The following is a 24,509-nucleotide window of genomic DNA, read 5'->3' on the forward strand; positions in this document are numbered from 1 at the left end:
TCTCTCCGTTATGTGCCTGTCGCCTGGAGATCACTAAAGAAAACAGCATGATCCCCTTTTACAAAAATTAAAACTCTTTTTTTAACCAACTGTTAATACGCTTGAACCAGTTACCTACTGAAACCCGTTTTTCGGTCTCTGCATCACCGTTCATGTGCGACTCTTTGCCGTAATGCAACAGTCCCACGGCGGTGGAGTAGTACGACTCCTGCGCATAGTCAGTCAGGCCGGTAATATTCAGCGGCTGTCCTATACGCACCTGGGTATGAAATACCCGTTGCGCACAGGCCGCCAATCCTTCGATTTGCGCTGCACCCCCGGTCAGGACAATGCCTGCGGCCAAGTGATGCTTCACGCCCTGCTGACGCAGTTGTTCCTGTAACTGCAGAATCTCGTCATTGACCAGATTCAAAAGTTCGGTATAACGCGGCTCAATCACTTCCGCCAGCGTCTGACGTTGCAGGCTGCGCGGTGGACGTCCACCCACGCTTGGCACTTCAACGTTCTCATCTTTGCCGACAATCGAGCCCAGCGCGCAACCATGGCGCACTTTAATCGCCTCAGCATCCGTTGGTGGTGTGCCAAACGCATAGGCGATATCGCTGGTAACAACGTTGCCCGCATACGGAATCACCTTAGTGTGCCGCAAAGCGCCGCCGGTATATACGGCAATGTCCATTGTACCGCCACCAATATCGACAACACAGACACCCAGTTCACGTTCGTCTTCCGTTAAGACGGCAAAACTGGAGGCGAGACCGGCAAAAATCAGCTGATCCACTTTCAGCCCGCAACGCTCAACGGCTTTAACGATGTTCTTCGCCATGTCGTTGTGGCAGGTAATCAGGTGCACTTTCGCCTGCATACGCACACCGGACAGCCCGACGGGATTCTTAATCCCTTCCTGATAGTCAATTGCATATTCCTGAGGAATCACGTGCAGGATGCGATGCTCGTCACGCACTCTCACCGATTTGGCGGTATGTACGACGTTCTCTACATCATCCTGAGTCACTTCCTCTTCGGAAATCGGAACCATCCCGATTTCGTTCTGACAACTGATATGTTTGCCCGATAAAGCAAGGTAAACAGAGGAGATCTGGCAATCTGCCATCAGCTCGGCCTGATCGATGGCGCGCTGAACGCATTTCACCACCGACTCAAGGTCATTTACGCCACCTTTATCCATACCGCGGGAGGGACAACTGCCCACCCCAATAATGTTGACCATACCATCGGGCAGAATTTCCCCAACCAGGGCGGCAACCTTCGCAGTGCCGATTTCGAGTCCAACTACCAGTTTTCTGTCCGTTGCCTTGATCATTGTTGTTTAGCCTGTACCTGGTTCTGTTGCTGATTACTGTCCTGTGGCTCCATCACGACCGGTGTCCAGCCAACAGAAGCACCCGAGTCGTATCGCAAATCCACATAGCTGATACGTTTGCTCTCGTTCTGACCTTGCTGTTGCAGCACCGGGTAGAGCTCAATAAAGCGATTCAGTCGTTTCATGGTGTCGCTGCGCCCCAGTTCGATACGTACATCATCGCTGGTGACCAGTTGCCAGGAACGCCGGGCCGTCATCGACGCCACCTTCAGAGTAAACTTCCGGGCTTTCAGCACATCGTCCATGCTGTGATAGCCCGCCAGGACCTCTTTCTCACTCCCTTCCGGCCCATACAACATCGGCATTGTCTCTTTGCCGCTATGACTGGCGGGTACACTAAAGGAGACACCTTCAGCATCCACCATATGCAAATCGTTCCAGCGCGCCACTGGCGTATACTCAACCAAATGGATTTTCAGTTCGTCCGGCCACTGCTTACGCACGCTGACCTGCTTAATCCACGGCAGCCGCTCAATCTGCTGCTGCAGAATGTCCACATCCTGAGACATAAAAGTGCCAGGTGGACCAAGCGACAAAATTGCCTGACGAATATCATCGTGAGTGGTGTAGTGCGTCTGCCCTGTCACCACCAGTTTGGACAACGGCAGCCGGGACGCATCGTTCATCCACTTCAGTACTACCAGCCCGCCAGCAACCATAATCCCGATGACGATCAGCAGAAAAACAATGCCGAATAGTCTGGCTCCGTTACTGCGCCCGGTGCGAATACGCTCCTGCGGTTCACGGTTTCGAACTCTCATTGCCGCCTGTGACATATCAGTCGGCCAGATCCAGAATATGGGCAACCAGCTGCGGGAAACCTATGCCCGCCTGTTTCGCTGCCATAGGCACCAGACTGTGGCTGGTCATGCCTGGTGAAGTATTCGCTTCCAATAGCTGGAAATTTCCTGCCCCATCGGTCATCACATCAACCCGTCCCCAGCCACGACAGCCCAATGCGCGCCAGGCCGCCAGTACCAGCTGCTGTAATTCAGCTTCACGTTCAGCGCTTAAATCGGCCGGACAGACATACTGAGTATCGTCAGAAATGTATTTAGCTTCATAGTCATAGAACTCGCTGGCGCTCTTTATTTCAATTGAGGGCAGAATACGATCGCCCACAATCGCGACGGTATACTCCGCGCCGCTCAGAAACGCCTCGACCAGTACGTCGTTGTCGTGCTTAAACGCCATTTCCAGTGCAGCAGGCAGCGCGCTCAAGTCGTTAACCCGACTGATGCCCACGCTGGACCCTTCACAGGCCGGCTTAACAAATAATGGCAGACCAAGCGCTGTTATCGCCGCGTTGCTCTCTGCATCCAGCCCGGTATCCCACTGCTGACGCGTCAGCCAGACAAACTTTCCTGACGGTAAACCGCGCCCCTGCCACAGCAGTTTGGTACGCAGCTTATCCATGGTCACGGCCGATGCCATCACACCGCTGCCGGTATAAGGCAGTTGCAGGAACTCCAGTACCGCCTGCATCGTGCCATCTTCTCCGCCCCGGCCGTGCAGCGCGATAAAGACTTTTGTAAAGCCCTGCTCATTCAGTGTCAGCACCGAGACATCACGGGTATCGATGCCATGCGCATCAAGGCCCATTTCCCGTAATCCGGCGACGACAGCCTGACCCGAGTTCAGCGAGACCTCACGCTCTGCCGAGGTGCCGCCCATTAATACTGCCACTTTATCCGCCATGACGATCCTCCGCTTTACGTTCTGGCTGGAGCTTAGTATCAGCCAGCTTGCGGGCAACCTTGCCGACGTTACCTGCCCCCTGCACCAGAATCAGGTCATTGCCTGACAGCAGCGGTGCGAGCATCTCCGGCAGTGCGTTATGTTCCGGCACCAGAATCGGATCAACCTTGCCCCGATTACGAATTGCACGGCACAGTGAACGGCTGTCAGCGCCTGGAATGGCGGTTTCACCGGCAGAGTAAACATCCAGCATCAGCAACACATCCACATGCGACAGCACGTTGGCGAAATCATCAAACAGATCGCGGGTTCGGCTGTAACGGTGCGGCTGAAACACCATCACCAGTTTTTTATCAGGCCAGCCTGCACGGGCGGCTTTAATCGTCGCGTCCACTTCGGTGGGATGATGACCGTAATCATCAACCAGCATCGCGCTGCCCGGCTGACCGTTTACCGGCTCTGTCGGGAATTCACCCAACAGATCAAAGCGACGGCCCGTGCCCTGGAAACTCTCCAGCGCCGCCAGGATGGCATTGTCTTCAATGCCCTCTTCACTGGCGACAGCGACAGCGGCGGCAGCGTTCAGGGCGTTGTGGCGACCCGGCGCGTTCAGCGTAATCTGCAGCGGCGCTTTGTCCTGACGGATGAGTGTGAAATGCCCCTGCGCGCCACTTTGCTCGTAGTTTTCAATGCGCAGGTCAGCATCGTCACTGAAACCGTAAGTGGTGATATGGCGTCCCACTCGTGGGATCAGGTCACGGATGACCACATCATCCACACACATTACCGCACGGCCGTAAAACGGCAGGTTATGCAGGAAGTTAATAAACGTCTGCTTCAGGTTTTCAAAATCCCCCTGATAGGTGTCCATATGATCAGCTTCGATGTTGGTCACAATCGCCACCATCGGTTGCAAATGCAGAAACGACGCATCGCTCTCATCCGCTTCCGCAATCAGATACCGGCTGTTACCCAGGCGGGCATGGGTGCCTGCTGCTTTGACCAGTCCGCCATTAACAAAAGTCGGATCGAGGCCCGCTTCCGCATAAATACTCGACACCATCGCCGTAGTCGTCGTTTTGCCATGGGTGCCCGCAACGGCTATGCCGTGACGGAAACGCATCAGTTCAGCCAGCATTTCCGCACGACGGATCACCGGGATACGCTGTTCACGTGCCGCTATCAGTTCGGGGTTATCCTGTGAAACGGCACTGGAGACCACGACGACGCTGGCATCAGTCACATTTTCGGGGCGATGGTTAAAATAAAGGGTGGCGCCCAGCGCAATCAGGTTCTGCGTCACCGGGTTAGGGGCCAGATCTGAACCACTGATGTGGTAGCCTTCATTTGCTAACACTTCGGCAATACCGCCCATGCCAGCACCGCCGATGCCGACAAAGTGAATGTGTCGGACGCGACGCATCTCGGGCACGATAGAACGCAGTTTTGCCAATTGTTGTGTATTCATCGTTCTCAGTTACCTGCTATTTCAGTTTGTACCCTCTCCGGGTACAGGTCAGACGCGCTGACCGGAATGATTACTTTGCGGCGCGAGCCACTTCCTGAGCGACCCGGCTGGTCGCATCGGGGACCGCCACCTGACGGGCCTGTTCAGCCATCGTCAGCAGTGTTGCGCGATCCCAGTGGCGTAGCTGATCCGCTACAGCCTCCGCAGTAAATTGCGGCTGCTCAAAAATTCTGGCGGCGCCCGCTTTCTCCAGCGGCAGCGCGTTCCAGTACTGCTGGCGATCTTTATGCTGAAAAGGCACGAAAATCGCCGGTAAACCTGCGGCAGCGACTTCGCTCACGGTTAACGCGCCGGAGCGGCATACCACCACATCAGCCCAGGCGTAGGCGGCAGCCATGTCATCAATAAACTCGGTCACCTTATGCTGCGTCTGGCCGACCTGCTGATAAGCTTTCTCTACTTCCGGCAGCGCGCCTTTACCGGTCTGGTGCCACAAGGTGATCTCATCACTCACCAGCGCTGCAACCTGAGGCAGCGTCTGATTTAGTATCCGCGCCCCCTGACTTCCACCAATCACCAGCACCCGTATCGGGCCATGACGATCCACCAGACGTTGCGCGGGTAAAGGCAGTGCCAGTACATCAGTACGAACCGGATTTCCCACCACATCGGCGGCAGGAAAAGCACCAGGGAACGCCTGCAATACTTTAGTGGCGATTTTCGCCAGCCATTTGTTGGTCAGCCCGGCGATCCCGTTCTGCTCATGCAGCACCACCGGAATACCACAACTCCAGGCCGCTAAGCCGCCAGGACCGGAAACATAGCCACCCATACCCAGCACGACATCCGGCTGCCAGGCTTTCATGATGCGACGCGCCTGACGCCATGCATTAAAGATGCGCAAGGGTGCCAGCAGCAACGCTTTAACACCTTTTCCGCGTAATCCGCTGATGCGGATAAAATCGATGTCGATGCCGTGCTTTGGCACCAGATCGGCTTCCATACGGTCGGCGGTGCCTAACCAGCGAACCTGCCAGCCCTGTTCCATCAGATGATGGGCGACAGCCAGACCGGGAAAGACATGTCCGCCGGTGCCGCCTGCCATCACCATCAATCGCTTACCGCTCATCGACCACCTCGGGTAAACGCCTGCGCTTTCGCCAGGCGCGTTTCATAATCTATACGTAATAAAAAGACGATGGCGGTCGACATAATGATCAGACTCGACCCACCGTAACTAATCAGCGGTAAAGTCAGGCCTTTGGTGGGTAACATACCGGCGGCTGCCCCTACGTTAACCAGCGCCTGAAAGCTGAACCAGACACCGATTGAACAGGCTAAAAAGCCGGAAAAACGCTGATCCAGTTCCAGGGCACGACGGCCAATCGACATCGCACGAAAAGCGACGAAGAATACCATTAAAAGTGCCATTACCACACCGACGTAGCCGAGTTCTTCCCCGATGATGGCGAAAATAAAGTCGGTGTGCGCTTCCGGCAGATATTCCAGCTTTTGAACGGAGTTACCCAGTCCCTGCCCCCAGAATTCTCCTCGGCCAAATGCCATTAGTGACTGTGTCAGCTGATAACCACTGCCAAACGGATCTTCCCACGGGTTCCAGAACGAGGTAACACGGCGCATACGGTAGGGTTCAGCAATGATCAGCAGGATCACTGCGAAGATGCCAGAGCCGATGATTGCCATGAACTGCCACAGCTTGGCCCCCGCCAGGAACAGCATTGCCAGCGTGGTCACAAACAGCACAACTACCGTACCGAGGTCCGGCTGCGCCAGCAGTAACACCGCCAGCACCACCATCACACCCATCGGTTTACAGAAGCCCCAGAAGTTGTTACGCACCTCTTCAACTTTGCGCACCAGGTAACTGGCGAGATAGCAGAAAAGGGAGAGCTTCGACAACTCCGCAGGCTGGATACGCAGTGGACCCAGCGCAATCCACCGCGATGCTCCATTAACCGAGCTACCAACCACCAGAACAATCAGCAGCATCGCAACCGTGACCATCAGCATCACGTTGCTGTAGCGCTGCCAGAAATCCATTGGCACCCGCAGCGTGACCAGCGCCATCCCTAAAGCCAGCACGATGTAGAAAGCATCACGCTTGGCAAAGTAGAAGAGATCGTCATTAAGACGCTGGCCCACCGGCATTGACGCCGACGTCACCATCACAAAACCAATCACCGCCAGGCCCAGTGTCAGCCATAACAGTGTGCGGTCATAAAGCACCAGCGAAGAGTCATCACTTTCGCGTGCGCCCATGACCCAATCTTTCAGGCGTCCTGAGAAAAATCCCGCCAGTCCGGCGCCAGGGATACGCATCAGCTCAGCTCCTTCGCCAGTTGCGCGAACTGCTCACCGCGCTGCTCAAAGTTACGGAACTGGTCAAGGCTGGCGCAGGCTGGTGACAGCAGGACCATATCGCCGGTTTTAACCTGCGGCGCAATCTGCTCCATCGCCTGTCGCATTGTTTCAGTGCGAACGGCGATCTCCGGACGCAATGCCGCCAGCGCATCGCCATCGCGACCAAAGCAGTAAAGTCGCACATTGTCGCCCTGTAGCCAGGAGATCAGCGGCGTAAAATCGGCTGACTTGCCATCACCGCCCATCAGCAGCCATAGAGTTCCTTTCACCTGCAGGCCATTCAGCGCCGCTTCGGTGCTGCCCACATTGGTCGCTTTTGAGTCGTTGATCCAGCGCACGCCCTGATGCTCATGGACCAGCTGGAAGCGATGCGCCAGACCGTTAAAGTGCGTTAATGCCGCCAGGCTGGAGGCGCGTGGCAGACCTACCGCATCGGCCAGCGCTAGCGCAGCCAGCGCATTGGTATAGTTATGCTGACCCACCATCTTCATTTCAGCGGTGTTCAGCACTTTCTCGCCTTTCACCCGCAGCCAGATACTGCCCTGCTGTTTGTTGAGATGGTAATCACCAAAGTCGACACCAAAGCTGACGCAGCGGGTATCTGCACCGCGTACAGGCATCGTCAGGGCGTCATCGGCGTTAACGATGCAGATCTGCGCATTTTCATAGACCCGCAGCTTGGCGGCGCGATACTGCTGCATCCCCAGCGGATAGCGATCCATATGATCTTCACTGACGTTAAGCACGGTTGCCGCAGCCGCTTTCAGACTGTGCGTGGTCTCTAACTGAAAACTGGAGAGTTCCAGTACATAAAGTTGCGCCGGTGACTGCAGCAGACTCAGTGCGGGTAGACCAATATTGCCGCCTACCCCCACCTGCCAGCCTGCGGCTTTCGCCATCTCACCCACCAGCGTGGTCACGGTGCTTTTACCGTTGGAGCCGGTAATGGCCACGATAGGTGCCTGCGCCTCGCGGCAAAACAGCTCAATGTCACCGACGATTTCGACTCCGGCTTCCACTGCTTCGCTGAGAATCGGATGCGCCAGCGCGACGCCAGGACTGGCAACAATCAGATCGGCCGCCAACAGCCAGTCACCGTTGATGCCGCCCAGGTGGCGTTCAACCTGCCCGGGCAATTTATCTAACCCTGGCGGCGAGACACGGGTGTCCATCACGCGAGGCGTAACGCCCCGCGCTAAAAAGAAATCAACACAGGAGAGACCGGTGAGGCCCAGACCGATGATGACAACTTTTCTACCCCGATAGTCAGCCATGATTAACGCACCTTCAGCGTGGCCAGGCCAATCAGCACCAGCATTAGCGAAATAATCCAGAAGCGAACAATGACGCGCGGTTCCGGCCAGCCCTTGAGTTCATAGTGGTGATGGATCGGCGCCATGCGGAAAATACGCTGGCCGCGCAACTTAAACGATCCCACCTGCAGGATCACCGAAAGTGTTTCAACCACAAACACGCCGCCCATGATCACCAGTAAAAATTCCTGACGCAGTAACACCGCGATGGTTCCCAGCGCGCCCCCCAGAGCCAGCGAGCCTACGTCACCCATAAAGACCTGGGCTGGGTAGGTGTTGAACCACAGGAAGCCCAGCCCTGCCCCGACGATGGCAGTACAGACAATCACCAGTTCACCGGCGTGACGCAGATAAGGAATGTGCAGATATTCAGCAAACTTCACGTTACCGGTTGCCCAGGCAACCAGCGCGAAGCCCGCGGCAACAAAGACCGTTGGCATAATCGCCAGACCATCCAGACCATCGGTCAGATTGACCGCGTTACCCGTTCCAACAATCACAAAGTAGGCCAGCAGCACATAAAACAGACCTAACTGCGGCATGATGTCTTTGAAAAATGGCACGACAAGCTGGGTCGCAGGTGTATCTTTGCCCGCCGCATAGAGCCCGAACGCGACGCCAAGCGAAATCACCGACATCCAGAAATATTTCCAGCGGGCGATCAGGCCTTTAGTGTCTTTGCGTACGACTTTGCGGTAATCATCGACAAAGCCGATGATGCCAAAGCCGATTAGCACGAACAGCACGCACCAGACATAAGGATTCGACGGATAAGCCCACATCAGCACCGAAATGGTGATGGAGGTCAGAATCATGATGCCGCCCATAGTGGGCGTCCCGCGCTTACTGAAATGCGATTCGGGGCCATCGTTACGAACGACCTGGCCAATCTGTAATTTCTGAAGCCAGGCGATCAGGCGCGGCCCCATCCAGAGAGAGATAAATAACGCGGTCAGCAGGCTGACAATGGCGCGAAACGTCAGATATGAAAAGACGTTAAATCCTGAATAAAAAGCGACCAGATGCTCGGCCAGCCAAACTAACATGTTCCTTTCTCCTTTAAGCTCTGTACTACCTGCTCCATGGCGGCACTACGTGAACCTTTTATCAGGACGGTAATTTCTGAGTGTTCGGACAACAACTGACACAAACGTTCAATCAGCGCCGTCTTATCGCTGAAATGTTCACCAACTCCGCTGCTTTCACTGATGAAATGGCTGAAGTTTCCGGTGCTCAGCACGCGATCAAGGCCTGCATCACGTGCCGCTTCTCCGACTTCGCGGTGACATTTTTCTGTCTCTTCTCCCAGTTCCGCCATATCCCCCACGACAAGCATCCGGTAACCCGGCATCTCTGACAGGACCTGGACGGCGGCGGTCATCGATCCGACATTAGCGTTATAGCTGTCATCCAGCAGCAGCTGATGCGCAGAGAGGCGAACCGGGAACAAACGACCTGGCACCGACTGCAGGTTTTTCAGCCCCTGCTGAACGGCGCTAAGCGGTGCATCCACTGACAGAGCCAGTGCCGCCGCTGCCAGTGCATTGGCGATGTTATGTCGACCCGGTAACGGCAGAACTATTTCTGCTTCACCATGCGGTGTTTTCATCACAAAATGGGTGCCATCCTGAGCAATACGGATATCACGGGCGGAGAATTCGCACTCTGCCGCCTGCGGTGAGAAACGCCACACGGTTTTATCCTGCAGCGTGCTCTGCCAGTTGGGCCAGTCATTGCTCTCTGCGTTCAGAATCGCAATGCCATTTGCCGGTAAGCCCTGGAAGATCTCGCCCTTGGCCTTAGCGACACCGGCCAGCGAGCCAAAGCCTTCCAGATGCGCCGCTGCCAGGTTATTCACCAGCGCGCTTTCCGGTTTAACCAGGTCGGTGGTGTAGGCGATTTCGCCCTGATGATTAGCGCCAAGCTCGATAACCGCATACTGATGTTCTGCGGTCAGCCGCAGCAGCGTCATCGGCACGCCATAATCGTTGTTGAGATTACCTGCGGTGTAGAGCGTTTCGCCGCACTGACGCAGAATCGCCGCCGTCATCTCTTTAACCGAAGTTTTACCGGAGGAGCCGGTCAGCGCTACCACGCGGGCGGTTGACTGCTGACGCACCCAGGCGCCCAATCTGCCAAAGGCGAGACGGGTATCCTCAACCACCACCTGTGGCACAGCGACAGGTAAATGCCTACTTACCAGCAGCGCCTGTGCGCCATTCGCAATGGCATCGCCGGCGAAGTCGTGCGCATCAAAGCGTTCGCCCACCAGCGCAACAAACAGGCTGCCCGCCGTCACTTTGCGGGTATCGGTGGTCACGTCACTCAGCGTTAAATCGCTGCCGTGCAGCGTGCCGCCGGTGATCTCCGCCAGGGTTTTTAATGAAACCGGAATCATGCAACGCCTCCCAGCAGTGCCGCAACGGTGGCACGATCGGAGTAGTCGAGACGGCGGTTGCCAATGATCTGATAATCTTCGTGACCTTTGCCAGCCACCAGCACGATATCGTCGGGCTGCGCCTGCATAATGGTGTTGGTGACCGCCTGCGCACGACCAGACACCACGCGGGCGCGGCCAGGGTCCAGCAAACCGGTCAGAATATCTTTTACAATCGCCTGCGGATCTTCGCTGCGCGGATTGTCGTCCGTAATCACCACCACATCCGCGTATTGCTCAGCAATCGCGCCCATTAACGGGCGTTTGCCTTTGTCACGGTCACCGCCGCAGCCAAACAGGCACCACAGTTTTCCTTTGCAGTGCAGGCGTGCCGCCTCCAGTGCTTTTTCCAGCGCATCCGGAGTGTGGGCATAATCCACGACGACCGTCGGTTTTCCTGCGGCGCTGAACACTTCCATACGCCCATTGACCGGCTGCAACTGCGGTGCAACGCTTACCAGCGTCGCCAGCGGATAATCCAGTGACAGCAGCGTCGCCAGTGCCAGCATCAGATTGCTGACATTGAATGCCCCCATCAGTGGACTGTCGATTTCCCCGTTGCCCCAACTGGAGCTGAAACGAATATGTGCGCCGTTGTCGTGGTAATCCACAGCATCGGCTTTAAGCCAGCGCCCGTGGCAGCCTGGCTGGAGGTTATCCTCCATAGTGACGGCAACGGCATCCGGTAAGCGTGCCAGCCAGCGCCGCCCCACTTCATCATCTGCATTAAGAATGGCCTGGCCGACCTGATGCTCAGAAAACAGCAGCCATTTAGCAGACTCATAGCTCTGCATATCACCGTGATAATCAAGGTGATCGCGGCTGAGGTTGGTGAAGACCGCCGCGGCAAACGGCAGTGCAGCAACGCGATGCTGAATCAAACCGTGTGACGAGACTTCCATCGCGGTCAGGGTCGCCCCTTTTTCAGCCAGATCGTGCAGCAGATGCTGAACATCAACCGCTGAACCGGTGGTATTTTCCGCAGCCGATAAGTGCCCTACCAGCCCATTGCCGACGGTGCCCATTACCGCGCTGGTTTCATCCAGCAGCATCGCCCACTGCGCCAGCAACTGCGTGGTGGTGGTTTTACCGTTAGTGCCGGTCACACCAATCAGTGTCTGTTTTTCGCCCGGTTGCTGATAAAAACGTCCTGCTAAAGCTGACAGACGCTGATGCAGCTGTGCCAGATAGATAACCGGTACACCGTGCATTTCACGAATTTCGCCGTCAACCGCCTGGCCCTCGGCTTCAGCCACGACGGCAGCAACGCCCTGAGCAATCGCCTGCGGGATAAAACGGCGTCCATCAACCTGATGGCCTGCAACAGCGACAAACAGATCGCCAGAAGCCGCAATGCGGCTATCCAGAGTCATGTCACGCAGTGGGCGCGCCGGCGCGTCTGGCACCCAAGGGCCGAGTAAGTCGCGCAGGTTACGATCTGTCACTTGTTTCCTCACTTCTGTTAGTCACCAGCTCACTCTTGTCATTGGTCGGTAACGCGTCCGGCTCGATGTTCATGGTGCGCAATACCCCCCCCATGATGGCACCAAACACTGGTGCAGAAACCGCACCACCGTAATACTTGCCGGCCTGGGGATCGTTGATCACCACCACCAGCGCGAATCGAGGATGACTGGCAGGCGCAACGCCTGCGGTGTAGGCAATGTATTTATTAACGTAGCGTCCATCCGGCCCGACCTTTTTTGCCGTACCGGTTTTTATCGCAATGCGATAGCCCTTGATTGCCGCTTTGACTCCGCCCCCACCGGGCAATGCCACGCTTTCCATCATGTGCATCACAGTTTTCACCAGTGACTCATCGAAAACGCGTTGTCCCGCGACGGGTGGATCGACTTTGGTGATCGACAGCGGGCGATTAATGCCATAGCTGCCAATGGTTGCGTAGACTCGCGCTAACTGTAACGGCGTTACCATTAGCCCGTAGCCGAAAGAGAAGGTGGCCCTCTCTATGTCAGACCACCGTTGTTTTTTAGGGTATAAGCCACTGCTTTCCCCGACCAGCCCCAAATTGGTCGGTTTGCCCAGCCCAAAGCGCGCGTAAGTTTCTACCAGCGCAGAGGAAGGCATCGCTAACGCCAGACGTGAAACACCAACGTTACTCGACTTCTGTAGAACCCCTGTGAGGGTCAATTCGTTGTAGCGCGCCACATCTTTGATCTCATGACCATTGACGCGGTACGGCACAGTATTCAGCACGCTGTTCTCTCTCACCACGCCGCGCTGCAGCGCCGTCATCACCACCATCGGCTTCACGGTTGAGCCAGGCTCGAAAATGTCGGTGATGGCGCGGTTACGCATCAGATCTTTTGGCGTGTTGGTGAGATTATTCGGGTTGTAAGCCGGGCTGTTTGCCATCGCCAGCACTTCACCGGTGTTCACATCCACCAGCACCGCCGTACCCGATTCCGCTTTGTTAAAGGCGACGGCGTTATTCAGTTCACGGTAAACCAGCGCTTGTAACCGTTCATCGATGCTCAACGTCAGGTTATGGGCGGCCCGGCTGTCCACTGAAGAGATATCTTCGATGACCCGACCGTAACGATCTTTACGTACGGTCCGCTCGCCCGGCGCACCGGTCAGCCATTTATCAAAACTCTTCTCAATGCCTTCAATACCCTGCCCGTCGATATTGGTGAAGCCAATCAGATGGGAGGTGACCTGTCCGGCAGGATAGTAGCGGCGAGACTCTTCGCGCAGATGAATACCGGGTAATTTGAGCTTTTTGACATACTCGCCGATTGCCGGATTGACCTGGCGCGCCAGATAAACAAAGCGGCCTTTAGGATTGGCATTCATGCGGGCCGCCAGCTGATCAAGTGGAATGGAGAGCGCATCAGACAGCGCCTTCCAGCGGCTGTCCAGCGTCACGCCGCCACCGGCGTGCAGTTCTTTTGGATCAGCCCAGATAGCATTGACCGGTACACTGACTGCCAGCGGGCGTCCGGCGCGATCGCTGATCATTCCCCGCGAGGTCGGCACTGCCTGAACGCGCAGCGAACGCAGATCGCCCTCTTTAACCAGTTTGCCGGGATTGATCACCTGCAGCCAGGCAACACGCGACAGTAATCCACCCAGCGCCAGTAAAATACAGCCGCACAGCAACGCAAAACGCCAGCTTACAAAGCTGGCTTTATCTTCCGGTTTCTTCAACTTCAGCGTTCTGCCTTTGCCGCTCATTCGCTATCTGAAATCCTTATTTCTGCACCACGATATTTTCTTGTGAAGGATCAACGTGCTGCAGCTGCAGCTTCTCAGTGGCAATGCGTTCAACCCGACTGTGGTCGCCCAACGCATTCTCTTCCAGAATCAGGTTGCGCCACTCGATATCCAGTGCGTCACGCTCCAGCACCAGCTGTTCGCGCTGCGCGGTTAACAGTCGGGTTTTATGGGTGGTGGTTACCACCAGCACGGCAGAAACCACTACAGCGATCAGCAACAGCACTGGAATCTTGCCCTTTCGCAGCAGATCCCCGCCGATAACGGCAGGCAGACTGTGACGCTCATTACCGATCATGCCTCGGTTTTCTCCGCGATACGTAATACCGAGCTGCGCGCGCGTGGGTTCTCAGAAACTTCTGCGTCACCCGGCGACATTTTGCCGAGCAACTTCAATTCACGCCCCCCCAGAGCACGCAACTGATGTTCGGTCATTGGCAAACCGGCAGGCACCTGCGGTCCGCGACTCTGATCACGCATAAATCGCTTCACCAGCCGATCTTCAAGTGAATGGAAGCTGATGACAGAGAGGCGACCCTGCGGTGCCAATACTTCAACAGCCCCTTTCAGTGCCACATCGATCTCTTCCAGTTCGCTGTTAATCCAGATTCGAATCGCCTGGAAGCTGCGTGTGGCCGGATGCTTGAACTTATCTTTAACTGGCGTGGCGATGGCGATCACCTCAGCCAGTTCCCGGGTTCGGGTCATCGGCTGTTCGCGATTGCGCTCAACAATGGCTCGGGCGATACGTTTGGCAAATCGCTCTTCACCGTAAGTCTTCAGGACGAAAGCGATATCCGCCTCTTCCGCGTGCAGCAACCATTCTGCGGCGGAGTGACCACGCGATGGATCCATTCGCATATCCAACGGTCCGTCACGCATAAAGGAGAAGCCACGCTCGGCGTCATCCAGCTGCGGTGATGACACCCCCAGATCCAGCAAAATACCGTCAATTTTTCCGACTAAATCCCGTTCAGCGACATACTCTGCCAGGGCGGAAAAAGGGCCATGAATAATTGAAAAACGCGGGTCGGTGATCTCAGCGGCAGCGGCGATAGCTTGCGGATCACGATCGATGGCGATCAGTTTTCCCTTCTCTCCCAGTTGCGAAAGAATCAGGCGTGAATGCCCACCACGACCAAAAGTGCCGTCAATGTAAATACCGTCTTCCCTGATATTGAGGCCGTTAACCGCCTCATCCAACAGTACGGTGGTATGTTTGAAATTTTCCTGCATAGCTATAGCGACAAGTCCTGCAACCGCTCAGATAAAGGCTCCTGAGCCGACTGTTCTGCGTCAATATCGTCCCTGACTTGTTGATACCAGGTCTGTTCATCCCACAGCTCAAACTTGTTGAACTGTCCAACCAGCATCACTTCTTTGGTTAATTTTGCGTGCTGCCGAAGCGTGTTTGCCAGCAGCAAGCGGCCTGCATTGTCCATCTGACATTCACTGGCATGTCCCAGCAACAAACGCTGCACGCGGCGCTCAAGCGGGTTCATACTGGAAAGGCTTGCCAGCTTTTTTTCAATGATTTCCCATTCGGGCAGGGTATAAAGCAACAGGCATGGCTGGTGGAGGTCGATGGTACAGACCATCTGCCCCTGAGACTCCCCGATCAACAATTCGCGATATCGCGTGGGTACGGCGAGCCGCCCTTTGCTGTCGAGATTGACTAACGTTGCTCCGCGGAACATGCCAGTCTCTCCTCCTGGTCACCCGTTTACACCACTTTATCCCACTTTTTACCACGAAACGAGTTTAAGGATCCGATGAAATCCTTGTCAAGCCGGAGCGGTAGCCGAATATCACTATTTACAGAGCGCTGAATTAATCTCTGGCAACGATATAATCGAATAAAAGGGGAAAGTAAAAATTAAGCCAATGAATATCTGAATAAAAAAAAAAGCCTGAGAAAAAACGCCTAAAAATGAAACAATGTAAAGGGCTAAATATTTATCGTGGTTTCTGAGACAGCGGCGGCATTTTAGGGGATTTCCGAAAGGAAGCCCAGCGGCTTCAGGCCAGGCGGGGAGATAAGTTTGTTGAAGTTGTAAGCAGATAATAAAAATAACCCTTTCTGCTTTGTCAGAATTGATGAACAGAATTTACGCTTTTTTACGTCGACCTGTTTATTTAATCAGTTAAATCGTTAAATAAAATGAGCGGGCAGCGTAATACTGCCCGTGGCTCAGTTAACTCTTCGGCTTAATTGTCCGCGACGATATAAATTACGGCGAATGCGGGTTAAACCCGGTTTTGGTTTTCTGGGTTCATCCAGCGAGGCTAAAACTAATTCCAGCACGCGCTCTGCCACGTCACGATGACGCTGACCGACCGCCAGTACCGGACACTCAAGAAAGTCCAGTAAATCGTGGTCGCCAAAAGTGGCAATAGCCAGCTCGGTCGGCAGGCGGCCGTCTCGTTTCAGCGTCACATCCATTACCCCCTGCAGCAGACCAAATGAGGTAGTAAAAAGCGCCTCCGGCATCGGGTGTTCTTCAAGATATTGTTCAAACAGTGCAGCCGCGGCTGTGCGTTCGAAGCTGTTGCAGTAGATATAGTCTATGGAGCGGGGATCCTCTTTCCAGGCATCGCGGAAGCCCATCTCACGCAGGAAGCTCACTGATAGCTCAGGTAACGCACCGAGGAACAGCACATTTTTCACCTCAAGCTGGCGTAGTTCAGCCGCCAGCGTATACGCATCGTCCTGATCGGCCCCCACGACGCTGGTGAAATGTTCACGATCCAGCGCGCGGTCTAACGCAATAATCGGCAGAGGATCGTTGATCCAGCGCTGATAAAAGGGATGCTCTGGCGGTAACGAAGTAGAAACGATAATCGCATCGACCTGTCGCTGTAGCAGATGTTCAATACAGCGCATCTCGTTATCGGGCTGATCTTCTGAACAGGCGATCAGCAGCTGATAGCCGCGCTGGCGTGCCTGTCGCTCAAGATAGTTCGCAATACGGGTATAACTGGTATTTTCCAGATCGGGGATCACTAACCCAATAGAGCGCGTACGCCCGGCACGCAGCCCGGCAGCGACCGCATTAGGGTGATAATTATGCTCACGTACCACCGCCATGACTTTCTCAACGGTTTTGTCGCTGACACGATACTGCCGCGCTTTGCCATTGATCACATAACTGGCCGTGGTGCGCGACACGCCTGCCAAACGCGCAATTTCATCCAGTTTCACAATAACCCCACCATCAAATCCGCTTTTACGGCAGAAATAGCCGCAGTTAAGCTATGGATAACTCATGGCTATCATCTAACAGCAGAAAAGTGCGCGGAGCAACCGCTTTTCTGAATGTAACCCGCCTGGCGCATAAAAAATAAAAAAACCCGGCATTTCGCCGGGTTAGGAGAGGATTGATGATGACGTTGCGTGATTAACGCATGATGCGATCGCCGCGCGAAACGCCCACGATACCGGAGCGTGCCACTTCAACAATTTCGGCGACATCGCGAACGGTATTCAGGAAGGCATCCAGTTTGTCACTGGTGCCGGCCAGCTGAACCGTGTACAGCGTCGGTGTCACGTCGATTATCTGACCGCGGAAAATCTCGGCGTTACGCTTCACCTCTTCACGACCATAACCACTGGCCTGAATCTTCACCAGCATAATTTCACGTTCAACATAGGCGCCCTGCCCCAACTCGGTGACGCGCAGAACATCCACCAGCTTGTGCAGCTGCTTTTCAATCTGCTCCAACACCTTCTGATCGCCCACCGTCTGAATGGTCATCCGCGACAGTGTCGGATCGTCAGTCGGCGCCACGGTCAGGCTTTCAATGTTATAGCCGCGCTGCGAGAACAGGCCGACAACACGGGATAATGCGCCGGATTCGTTCTCCAGCAGAACTGATAAAATACGACGCATAATTATGTCCTCTCCGTTTTGCTTAACCACATCTCATCCATGCTGCCACCGCGAATCTGCATCGGGTAAACGTGCTCGCTACCGTCAACGGTGACATCCACAAACACCAGACGTCCCTTCGCCAGCGTTTCCAGCGCCAGCGCCAGCTTCTCTTCCAGCTCAGCCGGATGTTCAATGGCAATCCCGACATGACCGTAGGCTTCCGCCAGACGCACAAAGTCAGGCAGCGACTCCATATAAGACTGGGAGTGACGACCGGAGTAGATCATATCCTGCCACTGTTTTACCATGCCCAGCACCCGATTATTCAGGTTCAGCACCAGCACCGGCAGATCGTACTGCAGTGCGGTTGAGAGCTCCTGAATGTTCATCTGGATACTGCCATCGCCCGTTACGCAGATTACAGTTTCATCCGGCAGCGCCATCTTCACACCCAGCGCAGCGGGCAGGCCAAAGCCCATCGTGCCCAGACCACCGGAGTTGATCCAGCGGCGCGGCTTATCGAAAGGATAATAGAGCGCAGCAAACATCTGGTGCTGGCCAACGTCCGACGTGACGTACGCATCACCTTTAGTCAGACGGCTGATGGTTTCAATCACTGCCTGGGGCTTGATTTTGTCGCTGGTGCGATCAAATTCCAGGCAGTGACGACTGCGCCAGCCTTCAATCGCCTGCCACCAGTCGTGCAGACTCTCCGTGCGCGACTGTCTGTCGCTTTGCGCCAGCAACTCCAGCATCTGCTGAAGCACCTGTTTCGCATCACCCACAATCGGGATATCCGCCGCCACCGTCTTGGAGATAGAGGTCGGGTCAATATCGATATGCATCACCGTGGCGTGGGGACAATATTTCGCCAGATTGTTAGTGGTGCGGTCATCAAAACGAACGCCGATACCAAAAATCAGATCGGTGTTGTGCATCGTCATGTTGGCTTCGTACGTGCCGTGCATACCGAGCATACCGACGCACTGACGATGGGTACCAGGGAACGCGCCCAGGCCCATCAGCGAAGTCGTGACCGGGATATTCAGGCTTTCAGCCAGCTGTAATAGTTCCGCTTCGCAGCCTGCGGTAATGGCACCGCCACCGGCGTAGATCACCGGCTTCTTCGCGGCCAGCAATGTTGTCAGTGCGCGCTTAATCTGCCCTTTGTGGCCCTGAATAGTCGGATTGTAGGAGCGCATGCTTACCGAATCCGGCCAGTGATAAGGCAGTTTGTTGGCCGGGTTCAGAATATCTTTAGGCAGGTCGATCACCACTGGTCCCGGACGTCCGCTGGAGGCCAGCCAGAACGCCTTTTTCAGCACTGTGGGGATCTCTTCAGTGCTTTTTACCAGGAAGCTGTGCTTCACCACCGGCCGGGAGATGCCGACCATGTCGCACTCCTGAAAAGCGTCATAGCCTATCAGCGACGAGGGGACCTGCCCCGACAGAATCACCAGCGGAATCGAGTCCATATAAGCGGTGGCGATACCCGTGATCGCATTGGTTGCACCGGGTCCGGAGGTGACCAGCACCACGCCGACTTCGCCGGTGGCACGTGCCAGGCCGTCAGCCATATGCACCGCACCCTGCTCATGGCGCACCAGAATGTGATCGATACCCCCGACGGTTTGCAGCGCATCATAGATATCTAACACGGCGCCACCCGGATAACCGAATACCTGCTTAACGCCCTGATCGATTAACGAACGGACGACCATTTCGGCCCCTGACAACATCTCCATTTTCTGCCTCCAGGCTTCAGGACCCGGCTCTGTTAATACGCCCGTTTGCGCGTATCACGTTGCCCGGTGCCTGCTTTGCCAATCAAAATCTTATGTTTATGCATGACAGCGAAAATCTGTGCCGCTGTCCGGTTACAGAGAAATCTGTTGAGTTCATTGTTCTGATAGTAGGTCGATTACCATAACCGCAGTTAACCGGGCAGGCAAACCGCAAAGCCACGTAAATTAAAAGGCGGGGGATGTAAAGGCTCTGCCCGATAAGAATTGGCTACGCGGATTAAACTAATTACGCTGCAGAACCGCAGATGAAAATGCTGATTAAGAAATTATTTTCAGCGTGATATAAGAAATAACGAAAACTTATTAGCGGCTGCCATAGCCCACAATCGCCTGTCATTTTTCATTTCTGGCGTAATTAACCAGTAAATCGCTAGATCGCATTCGATTATGCTAAGCAGCAGGTGATAAATCCTGTGGCAGCACCGGATGCAATCAAGAAAAATATATCTATTTTTCAACAAAATAAAATGCATAACATTCCGCCAGCGCCATTATTTGCGAGTTGACTAGCCCCGAAGTCACGACGGCGCTGTTCATTACGCTGCGTGACCGTTAAATAACAGAATATCTTCCTTCAGCGCCACAGAGAATACCCCTGCACTGAAGGTTGACATCCCTTAATGATTCCAGTACCAATATGTGCAGCACAACATTTTATGAGGTTTGAATCCATGTCTCGTTCTGTTCGCCTTCTCGGTCTACTACTAAACGCACTCAGCTTGCGCGGTAGACTTGTGGGCGGAATCAAACACTGATTCAAACCTGCTGAAAGTTAAAAACCCGCGCCTGTCGCGGGTTTTTTTATGCTCGTTGCCAGGCCAGAAAAAGCAAAAGGATGATTACGATGAGCCAGCAAGTCATTATTTTCGATACCACTCTGCGCGACGGTGAGCAGGCGTTACAGGCCAGCCTGAGTGTGAAAGAAAAATTGCAGATTGCGTTAGCGCTGGAGCGCATGGGCGTGGATGTCATGGAAGTGGGTTTTCCGGTCTCCTCACCGGGCGATTTTGAGTCCGTGCAAACCATTGCGCGCACCATCAAAAACAGCCGGGTCTGCGGTCTGGCGCGCTGTGTGGAAAAAGATATCGATGCGGCGTATGAATCACTGCGCGTTGCCGAAGCCTTCCGTATTCATACCTTTATCGCCACCTCCCCGATGCATATCGCTACCAAACTGCGCAGCACGCTGCCAGAAGTGATTGAGCGAGCCGTGCATATGGTGAAGCGCGCGCGCAACTATACCAGTGACGTTGAGTTTTCCTGCGAAGATGGCGGCCGTACCCCGATTGATGACCTGTGCCGCATGGTGGAAGCCGCGATTAACGCCGGTGCGACCACCATTAACATCCCGGATACCGTTGGCTACACCCTGCCAGGCGAATATGCCCATATCATCAGCCAGCTGATCAACCGCGTTCCCAACATCGACAAAGCCATTCTGTCTGTTCATACCCACGATGACCTGGGTATGGCAACCGGTAACGCTCTGGCTGCAGTACAGGCAGGCGCGCGTCAGGTTGAAGGAACGATGAATGGCCTGGGTGAACGTGCCGGTAACTGTGCCCTGGAAGAGGTGATCATGGCGATTAAAACCCGCCAGCAGATTATGAATGTGCACACTAATATCAATCATCAGGAAATCTACCGCACCAGCCAGATGGTCAGCCAGATCTGCAACATGCCGATCCCGGCTAACAAGGCGGTTGTCGGCTCCAACGCCTTCGCTCACTCCTCGGGTATTCATCAGGATGGCGTCCTGAAGAACCGCGAGAACTATGAAATCCTGACGCCGGAATCGATTGGCTTACACAAAATCCAGCTGAACCTGACCTCACGTTCAGGCCGCGCAGCGGTAAAACATCGCATGGAAGAGATGGGTTATGCAGAACAGGATTATAATCTGGATTCACTGTATGACGCCTTCCTGAAGCTGGCCGACAAAAAAGGTCAGGTCTTCGATTACGACCTGGAAGCGCTGGCCTTTATCAACAAACAGAATGAAGAGCCGGAGCATTTCCAGCTGCACGAATTCAACGTCCAGACCGGTTCCAGCATCACCGCCACCGCCTCTGTCAATCTGGGCTGTGGCGAGGTCGCCAAATCGGATGCAGCCACCGGTAATGGCCCGGTAGACGCGGTCTACCAGGCGATTAACCGTATTACCCAGTTTGACGCTGAGCTGGTTAATTACAAACTGACCGCTAAAGGCCACGGCGAGAATGCGCTGGGTCAGGTTGATATCGTCGTGAGCTACAATGGCCGCAAGTTCCACGGCATTGGTCTGGCGACCGATATTGTGGAGTCCTCCGCCAAAGCAATGGTCAACGCCCTGAACAACATCTGGCGTGCCCGTCAGGTTGAACAAGAATTGCAGCGCAAATTTAAAGATCAGAAGGAAACCGTATAACCATGTCCAGCTCATCTCATATCGCAGTTTTACCCGGTGACGGTATCGGCCCGGAAGTGATGGCGCAGGCTATGAAAGTGCTGGATGCCATTCGTCAGCGCTTTGATATGCAGATCACCACCCAGGAATATGCGGTCGGCGGCATTGCTATCGATCAGCATGGCGAACCCCTGCCGCCTGCTACGGTTGCAGGCTGCGAGCAGGCCGACGCGATCCTGTTTGGTTCCGTTGGCGGCCCGAAGTGGGAACACTTACCGCCAGCATCACAACCGGAACGCGGTGCTCTGCTGCCGCTGCGCAAACATTTTAAGCTGTTCAGTAACCTGCGTCCGGCTGCGCTCTACCGTGGACTGGAGGCGTTTTGCCCGCTGCGCAGCGACATCGCCGCGAAAGGCTTCGATATTCTGTGCGTGCGTGAATTGACCGGCGGCATCTATTTTGGTCAGCCGAAAGGACGTGAAGGCAGCGGCCCGGAAGAGCGCGCCTTTGATACTGAGGTCTATCACCGTTTCGAAATTGAGCGCATTGCCCGCATCGCGTTTGAATCGGCGCGTAAACGTCGCAACAAAGTCACCTCGGTTGATAAAGCCAATGTGCTGCAGACCTCGGTGATGTGGCGTGAAATCGTCAACGAAGTGGCCCAAGCGTACCCGGACGTGGAGTTGAGCCATATCTATATCGACAACGCGACCATGCAGTTGATCAAAGACCCGTCGCAGTTTGACGTGCTGCTCTGCTCCAACCTGTTCGGCGACATTCTCTCTGATGAGTGCGCTATGATCACTGGCTCGATGGGAATGCTGCCCTCAGCCAGCCTGAATGCAGCGGGCTTTGGTCTGTTCGAACCGGCGGGTGGCTCAGCGCCGGATATCGCCGGTCAGAACATTGCTAACCCGGTCGCCCAGATTCTGTCGCTGTCACTGCTGCTCCGTTACAGCCTGAATGCCGATGAGGCTGCCGACAGTATCGAACGCGCCATCAGCCGTGCGCTGGAACAGGGCTACCGCACTAAAGATTTAGCCGGTGATGGCCCTGCGGTCAGCACAGATGAGATGGGCAGCATCATTGCCCGCTTTATCGCCGAGGAAAAATAAAAAAATGAAAACCTTATACCAGAAGTTATTTGATGCACATGTCGTCCACGAATCGCCAGATGAAACGCCGTTACTCTACATTGATCGCCACCTGATCCATGAAGTAACTTCGCCACAAGCCTTTGATGGTCTGCGCGCGCATGGACGTAAAGTGCGCCAGCCGGGCAAAACCTTTGCCACTATGGATCACAACGTCTCAACGCAGACCAAAGACATCAAGGCATCGGGCGAGATGGCGCGTATTCAGATGCAGGAGCTGATGAAGAACTGTGCTGAGTTCGGCGTACAGCTGTATGACCTGAATCATCCGTTCCAGGGCATCGTCCATGTTATCGGTCCTGAGCAGGGCATGACGCTGCCGGGCATGACCATTGTGTGCGGCGACTCGCACACCGCGACTCACGGTGCGTTTGGCTCGCTGGCCTTTGGTATCGGCACCTCTGAAGTCGAACATGTGTTTGCTACCCAGACCCTGAAACAGGGGCGGGCAAAAACCATGAAGATTGAAGTGCTGGGTCAGGCGTCAACTGGCATTACCGCTAAAGATATCGTGCTGGCGATCATCGGCAAAACCGGCAGCGCGGGCGGGACCGGCTATGTGGTTGAATTCTGCGGCCCGGCTATTCAGGCGCTGAGCATGGAAGGTCGTATGACCCTGTGCAACATGGCGATTGAGATGGGTGCGAAAGCGGGTCTGGTGGCACCGGATGAGACGACTTTCAACTATCTGAAAGGCCGCCAGTTCTCGCCACAGGGTGAGAAATGGGAACAGGCAGTGGAGTACTGGCGCACCCTGAAGTCTGATGAATGCGCGAAATATGATGCGGTGGTGACGCTGCATGCTGAAGAGATTGCTCCGCAGGTTACCTGGGGCACCAATCCGGGTCAGGTGATTGCCGTTGATCAGGTGATCCCAAACCCGGCCTCGTTCGCCGACCCGGTTGAGCGCGCCTCAGCGGAAAAAGCCCTGGCCTATATGAACCTGCAGCCAGGCATCAAACTCACCGATGTCACCATTGATAAAGTGTTTATCGGCTCCTGCACCAACTCACGCATTGAAGATCTGCGTGCCGCCGCCGCCATCGCCAAAGGCCGCAAAGTCGCACCTGGGGTAGTCGCCATGGTGGTGCCTGGCTCCGGCCCGGTCAAAGCGCAGGCCGAAGCGGAAGGTCTGGACAAGATCTTTCTGGAAGCGGGTTTTGAATGGCGTCTGCCAGGCTGCTCAATGTGTCTGGCGATGAATAATGACCGACTGAATCCGGGCGAACGTTGTGCGTCAACCAGCAACCGTAACTTTGAAGGCCGCCAGGGGCGAGGTGGACGTACCCATCTGGTGAGCCCGGCCATGGCCGCGGCGGCTGCCGTAACCGGCCACTTTGCCGACATCCGTGAACTGACGACAGGAGCTTAAG

The 24,509-nt window shown here is 55.0% G+C and carries 21 protein-coding genes; 4 read left to right on the forward strand and 17 right to left on the reverse strand.

Annotated elements, in window-relative coordinates; translation table 11 throughout:
* Positions 1-67 precede the first annotated feature (67 nt).
* The 17 genes from ftsA to ilvI all read right to left on the reverse strand — a co-directional run bounded on the left by ftsA (position 68) and on the right by ilvI (position 19,536).
* Complete coding sequence (ftsA, locus tag WFO64_RS16430) at positions 68-1,324, reverse strand: cell division protein FtsA (RefSeq protein WP_003854739.1); 1,257 nt, start codon at positions 1,322-1,324, stop codon at positions 68-70.
* Positions 1,321-2,160, reverse strand: a complete 840-nt coding sequence (gene ftsQ, locus WFO64_RS16435) for a cell division protein FtsQ (RefSeq protein WP_337013133.1) — start codon at positions 2,158-2,160, stop codon at positions 1,321-1,323. The genes ftsA and ftsQ overlap by 4 nt, the downstream gene beginning before the upstream one ends.
* Before the next feature lies 1 nt (position 2,161).
* Entirely contained in the window at positions 2,162-3,082 is a 921-nt protein-coding gene (locus WFO64_RS16440) for a D-alanine--D-alanine ligase (RefSeq protein WP_337013134.1), read from the reverse strand.
* The gene (gene murC, locus WFO64_RS16445; RefSeq protein ID WP_337013135.1) at positions 3,072-4,550 is read right to left on the reverse strand and encodes a UDP-N-acetylmuramate--L-alanine ligase; all 1,479 of its coding nucleotides are present in this window, start codon (positions 4,548-4,550) and stop codon (positions 3,072-3,074) included. Before murC ends, WFO64_RS16440 begins: the two co-directional genes overlap by 11 nt.
* Positions 4,551-4,620: 70 nt before the next feature.
* Entirely contained in the window at positions 4,621-5,679 is a 1,059-nt protein-coding gene (murG, locus tag WFO64_RS16450; protein ID WP_337013136.1) for an undecaprenyldiphospho-muramoylpentapeptide beta-N-acetylglucosaminyltransferase, read from the reverse strand.
* A complete protein-coding gene (ftsW, locus tag WFO64_RS16455) occupies positions 5,676-6,890 on the reverse strand; it encodes a cell division protein FtsW (RefSeq protein ID WP_337013137.1) in 1,215 nt (404 codons plus the stop codon). The genes murG and ftsW overlap by 4 nt, the downstream gene beginning before the upstream one ends.
* Complete coding sequence (gene murD / locus WFO64_RS16460; RefSeq protein ID WP_337013138.1) at positions 6,890-8,206, reverse strand: UDP-N-acetylmuramoyl-L-alanine--D-glutamate ligase; 1,317 nt, start codon at positions 8,204-8,206, stop codon at positions 6,890-6,892. The genes ftsW and murD overlap by 1 nt, the downstream gene beginning before the upstream one ends.
* A gap of 2 nt (positions 8,207-8,208) precedes the next feature.
* Positions 8,209-9,291, reverse strand: a complete 1,083-nt coding sequence (gene mraY, locus WFO64_RS16465) for a phospho-N-acetylmuramoyl-pentapeptide-transferase (protein ID WP_003854755.1) — start codon at positions 9,289-9,291, stop codon at positions 8,209-8,211.
* On the reverse strand, positions 9,285-10,643 hold the full coding sequence (gene murF, locus WFO64_RS16470; RefSeq protein WP_337013139.1) for a UDP-N-acetylmuramoyl-tripeptide--D-alanyl-D-alanine ligase: 1,359 nt from the start codon (positions 10,641-10,643) through the stop codon (positions 9,285-9,287). Before murF ends, mraY begins: the two co-directional genes overlap by 7 nt.
* Positions 10,640-12,127 (reverse strand): UDP-N-acetylmuramoyl-L-alanyl-D-glutamate--2,6-diaminopimelate ligase, encoded by a 1,488-nt coding sequence (murE, locus tag WFO64_RS16475; RefSeq protein ID WP_337013140.1) that lies wholly within the window; start codon positions 12,125-12,127, stop codon positions 10,640-10,642. Before murE ends, murF begins: the two co-directional genes overlap by 4 nt.
* A complete protein-coding gene (locus tag WFO64_RS16480; protein WP_337013141.1) occupies positions 12,114-13,880 on the reverse strand; it encodes a peptidoglycan glycosyltransferase FtsI in 1,767 nt (588 codons plus the stop codon). Before WFO64_RS16480 ends, murE begins: the two co-directional genes overlap by 14 nt.
* 16 nt (positions 13,881-13,896) lie before the next feature.
* A complete protein-coding gene (gene ftsL / locus WFO64_RS16485; protein WP_003854764.1) occupies positions 13,897-14,217 on the reverse strand; it encodes a cell division protein FtsL in 321 nt (106 codons plus the stop codon).
* Positions 14,214-15,155 (reverse strand): 16S rRNA (cytosine(1402)-N(4))-methyltransferase RsmH, encoded by a 942-nt coding sequence (gene rsmH, locus WFO64_RS16490; RefSeq protein ID WP_337013142.1) that lies wholly within the window; start codon positions 15,153-15,155, stop codon positions 14,214-14,216. Before rsmH ends, ftsL begins: the two co-directional genes overlap by 4 nt.
* Positions 15,156-15,157: 2 nt before the next feature.
* The gene (gene mraZ / locus WFO64_RS16495; RefSeq protein ID WP_337013143.1) at positions 15,158-15,616 is read right to left on the reverse strand and encodes a division/cell wall cluster transcriptional repressor MraZ; all 459 of its coding nucleotides are present in this window, start codon (positions 15,614-15,616) and stop codon (positions 15,158-15,160) included.
* Between the two features lie 494 nt (positions 15,617-16,110).
* A complete protein-coding gene (cra, locus tag WFO64_RS16500; protein ID WP_337013144.1) occupies positions 16,111-17,121 on the reverse strand; it encodes a catabolite repressor/activator in 1,011 nt (336 codons plus the stop codon).
* 196 nt (positions 17,122-17,317) lie between these two features.
* Positions 17,318-17,809, reverse strand: coding sequence for an acetolactate synthase small subunit (gene ilvN / locus WFO64_RS16505; protein WP_010253849.1), 492 nt, complete (start codon positions 17,807-17,809; stop codon positions 17,318-17,320).
* A gap of 2 nt (positions 17,810-17,811) precedes the next feature.
* Complete coding sequence (gene ilvI, locus WFO64_RS16510) at positions 17,812-19,536, reverse strand: acetolactate synthase 3 large subunit (protein WP_337013145.1); 1,725 nt, start codon at positions 19,534-19,536, stop codon at positions 17,812-17,814.
* Positions 19,537-20,267: 731 nt separating this feature from the next.
* Here ilvI and leuL point away from each other — a divergent pair.
* From leuL to leuC, 4 genes are all read left to right on the forward strand, one after another.
* Positions 20,268-20,351: a leu operon leader peptide gene (gene leuL, locus WFO64_RS22600; protein ID WP_442956156.1), complete on the forward strand. Its 84-nt coding sequence runs from the start codon at positions 20,268-20,270 to the stop codon at positions 20,349-20,351.
* Positions 20,352-20,440: 89 nt separating this feature from the next.
* A complete protein-coding gene (gene leuA / locus WFO64_RS16515; protein WP_337013146.1) occupies positions 20,441-22,003 on the forward strand; it encodes a 2-isopropylmalate synthase in 1,563 nt (520 codons plus the stop codon).
* Positions 22,004-22,005: 2 nt separating this feature from the next.
* Positions 22,006-23,097 (forward strand): 3-isopropylmalate dehydrogenase, encoded by a 1,092-nt coding sequence (gene leuB / locus WFO64_RS16520; protein WP_337013147.1) that lies wholly within the window; start codon positions 22,006-22,008, stop codon positions 23,095-23,097.
* Between the two features lie 4 nt (positions 23,098-23,101).
* A complete protein-coding gene (leuC, locus tag WFO64_RS16525) occupies positions 23,102-24,508 on the forward strand; it encodes a 3-isopropylmalate dehydratase large subunit (protein WP_337013148.1) in 1,407 nt (468 codons plus the stop codon).
* Position 24,509: the final 1 nt, after the last annotated feature.

It is taken from the genome of Pantoea sp. AS142 (assembly GCF_037152305.1).
Lineage (GTDB): Bacteria > Pseudomonadota > Gammaproteobacteria > Enterobacterales > Enterobacteriaceae > Pantoea.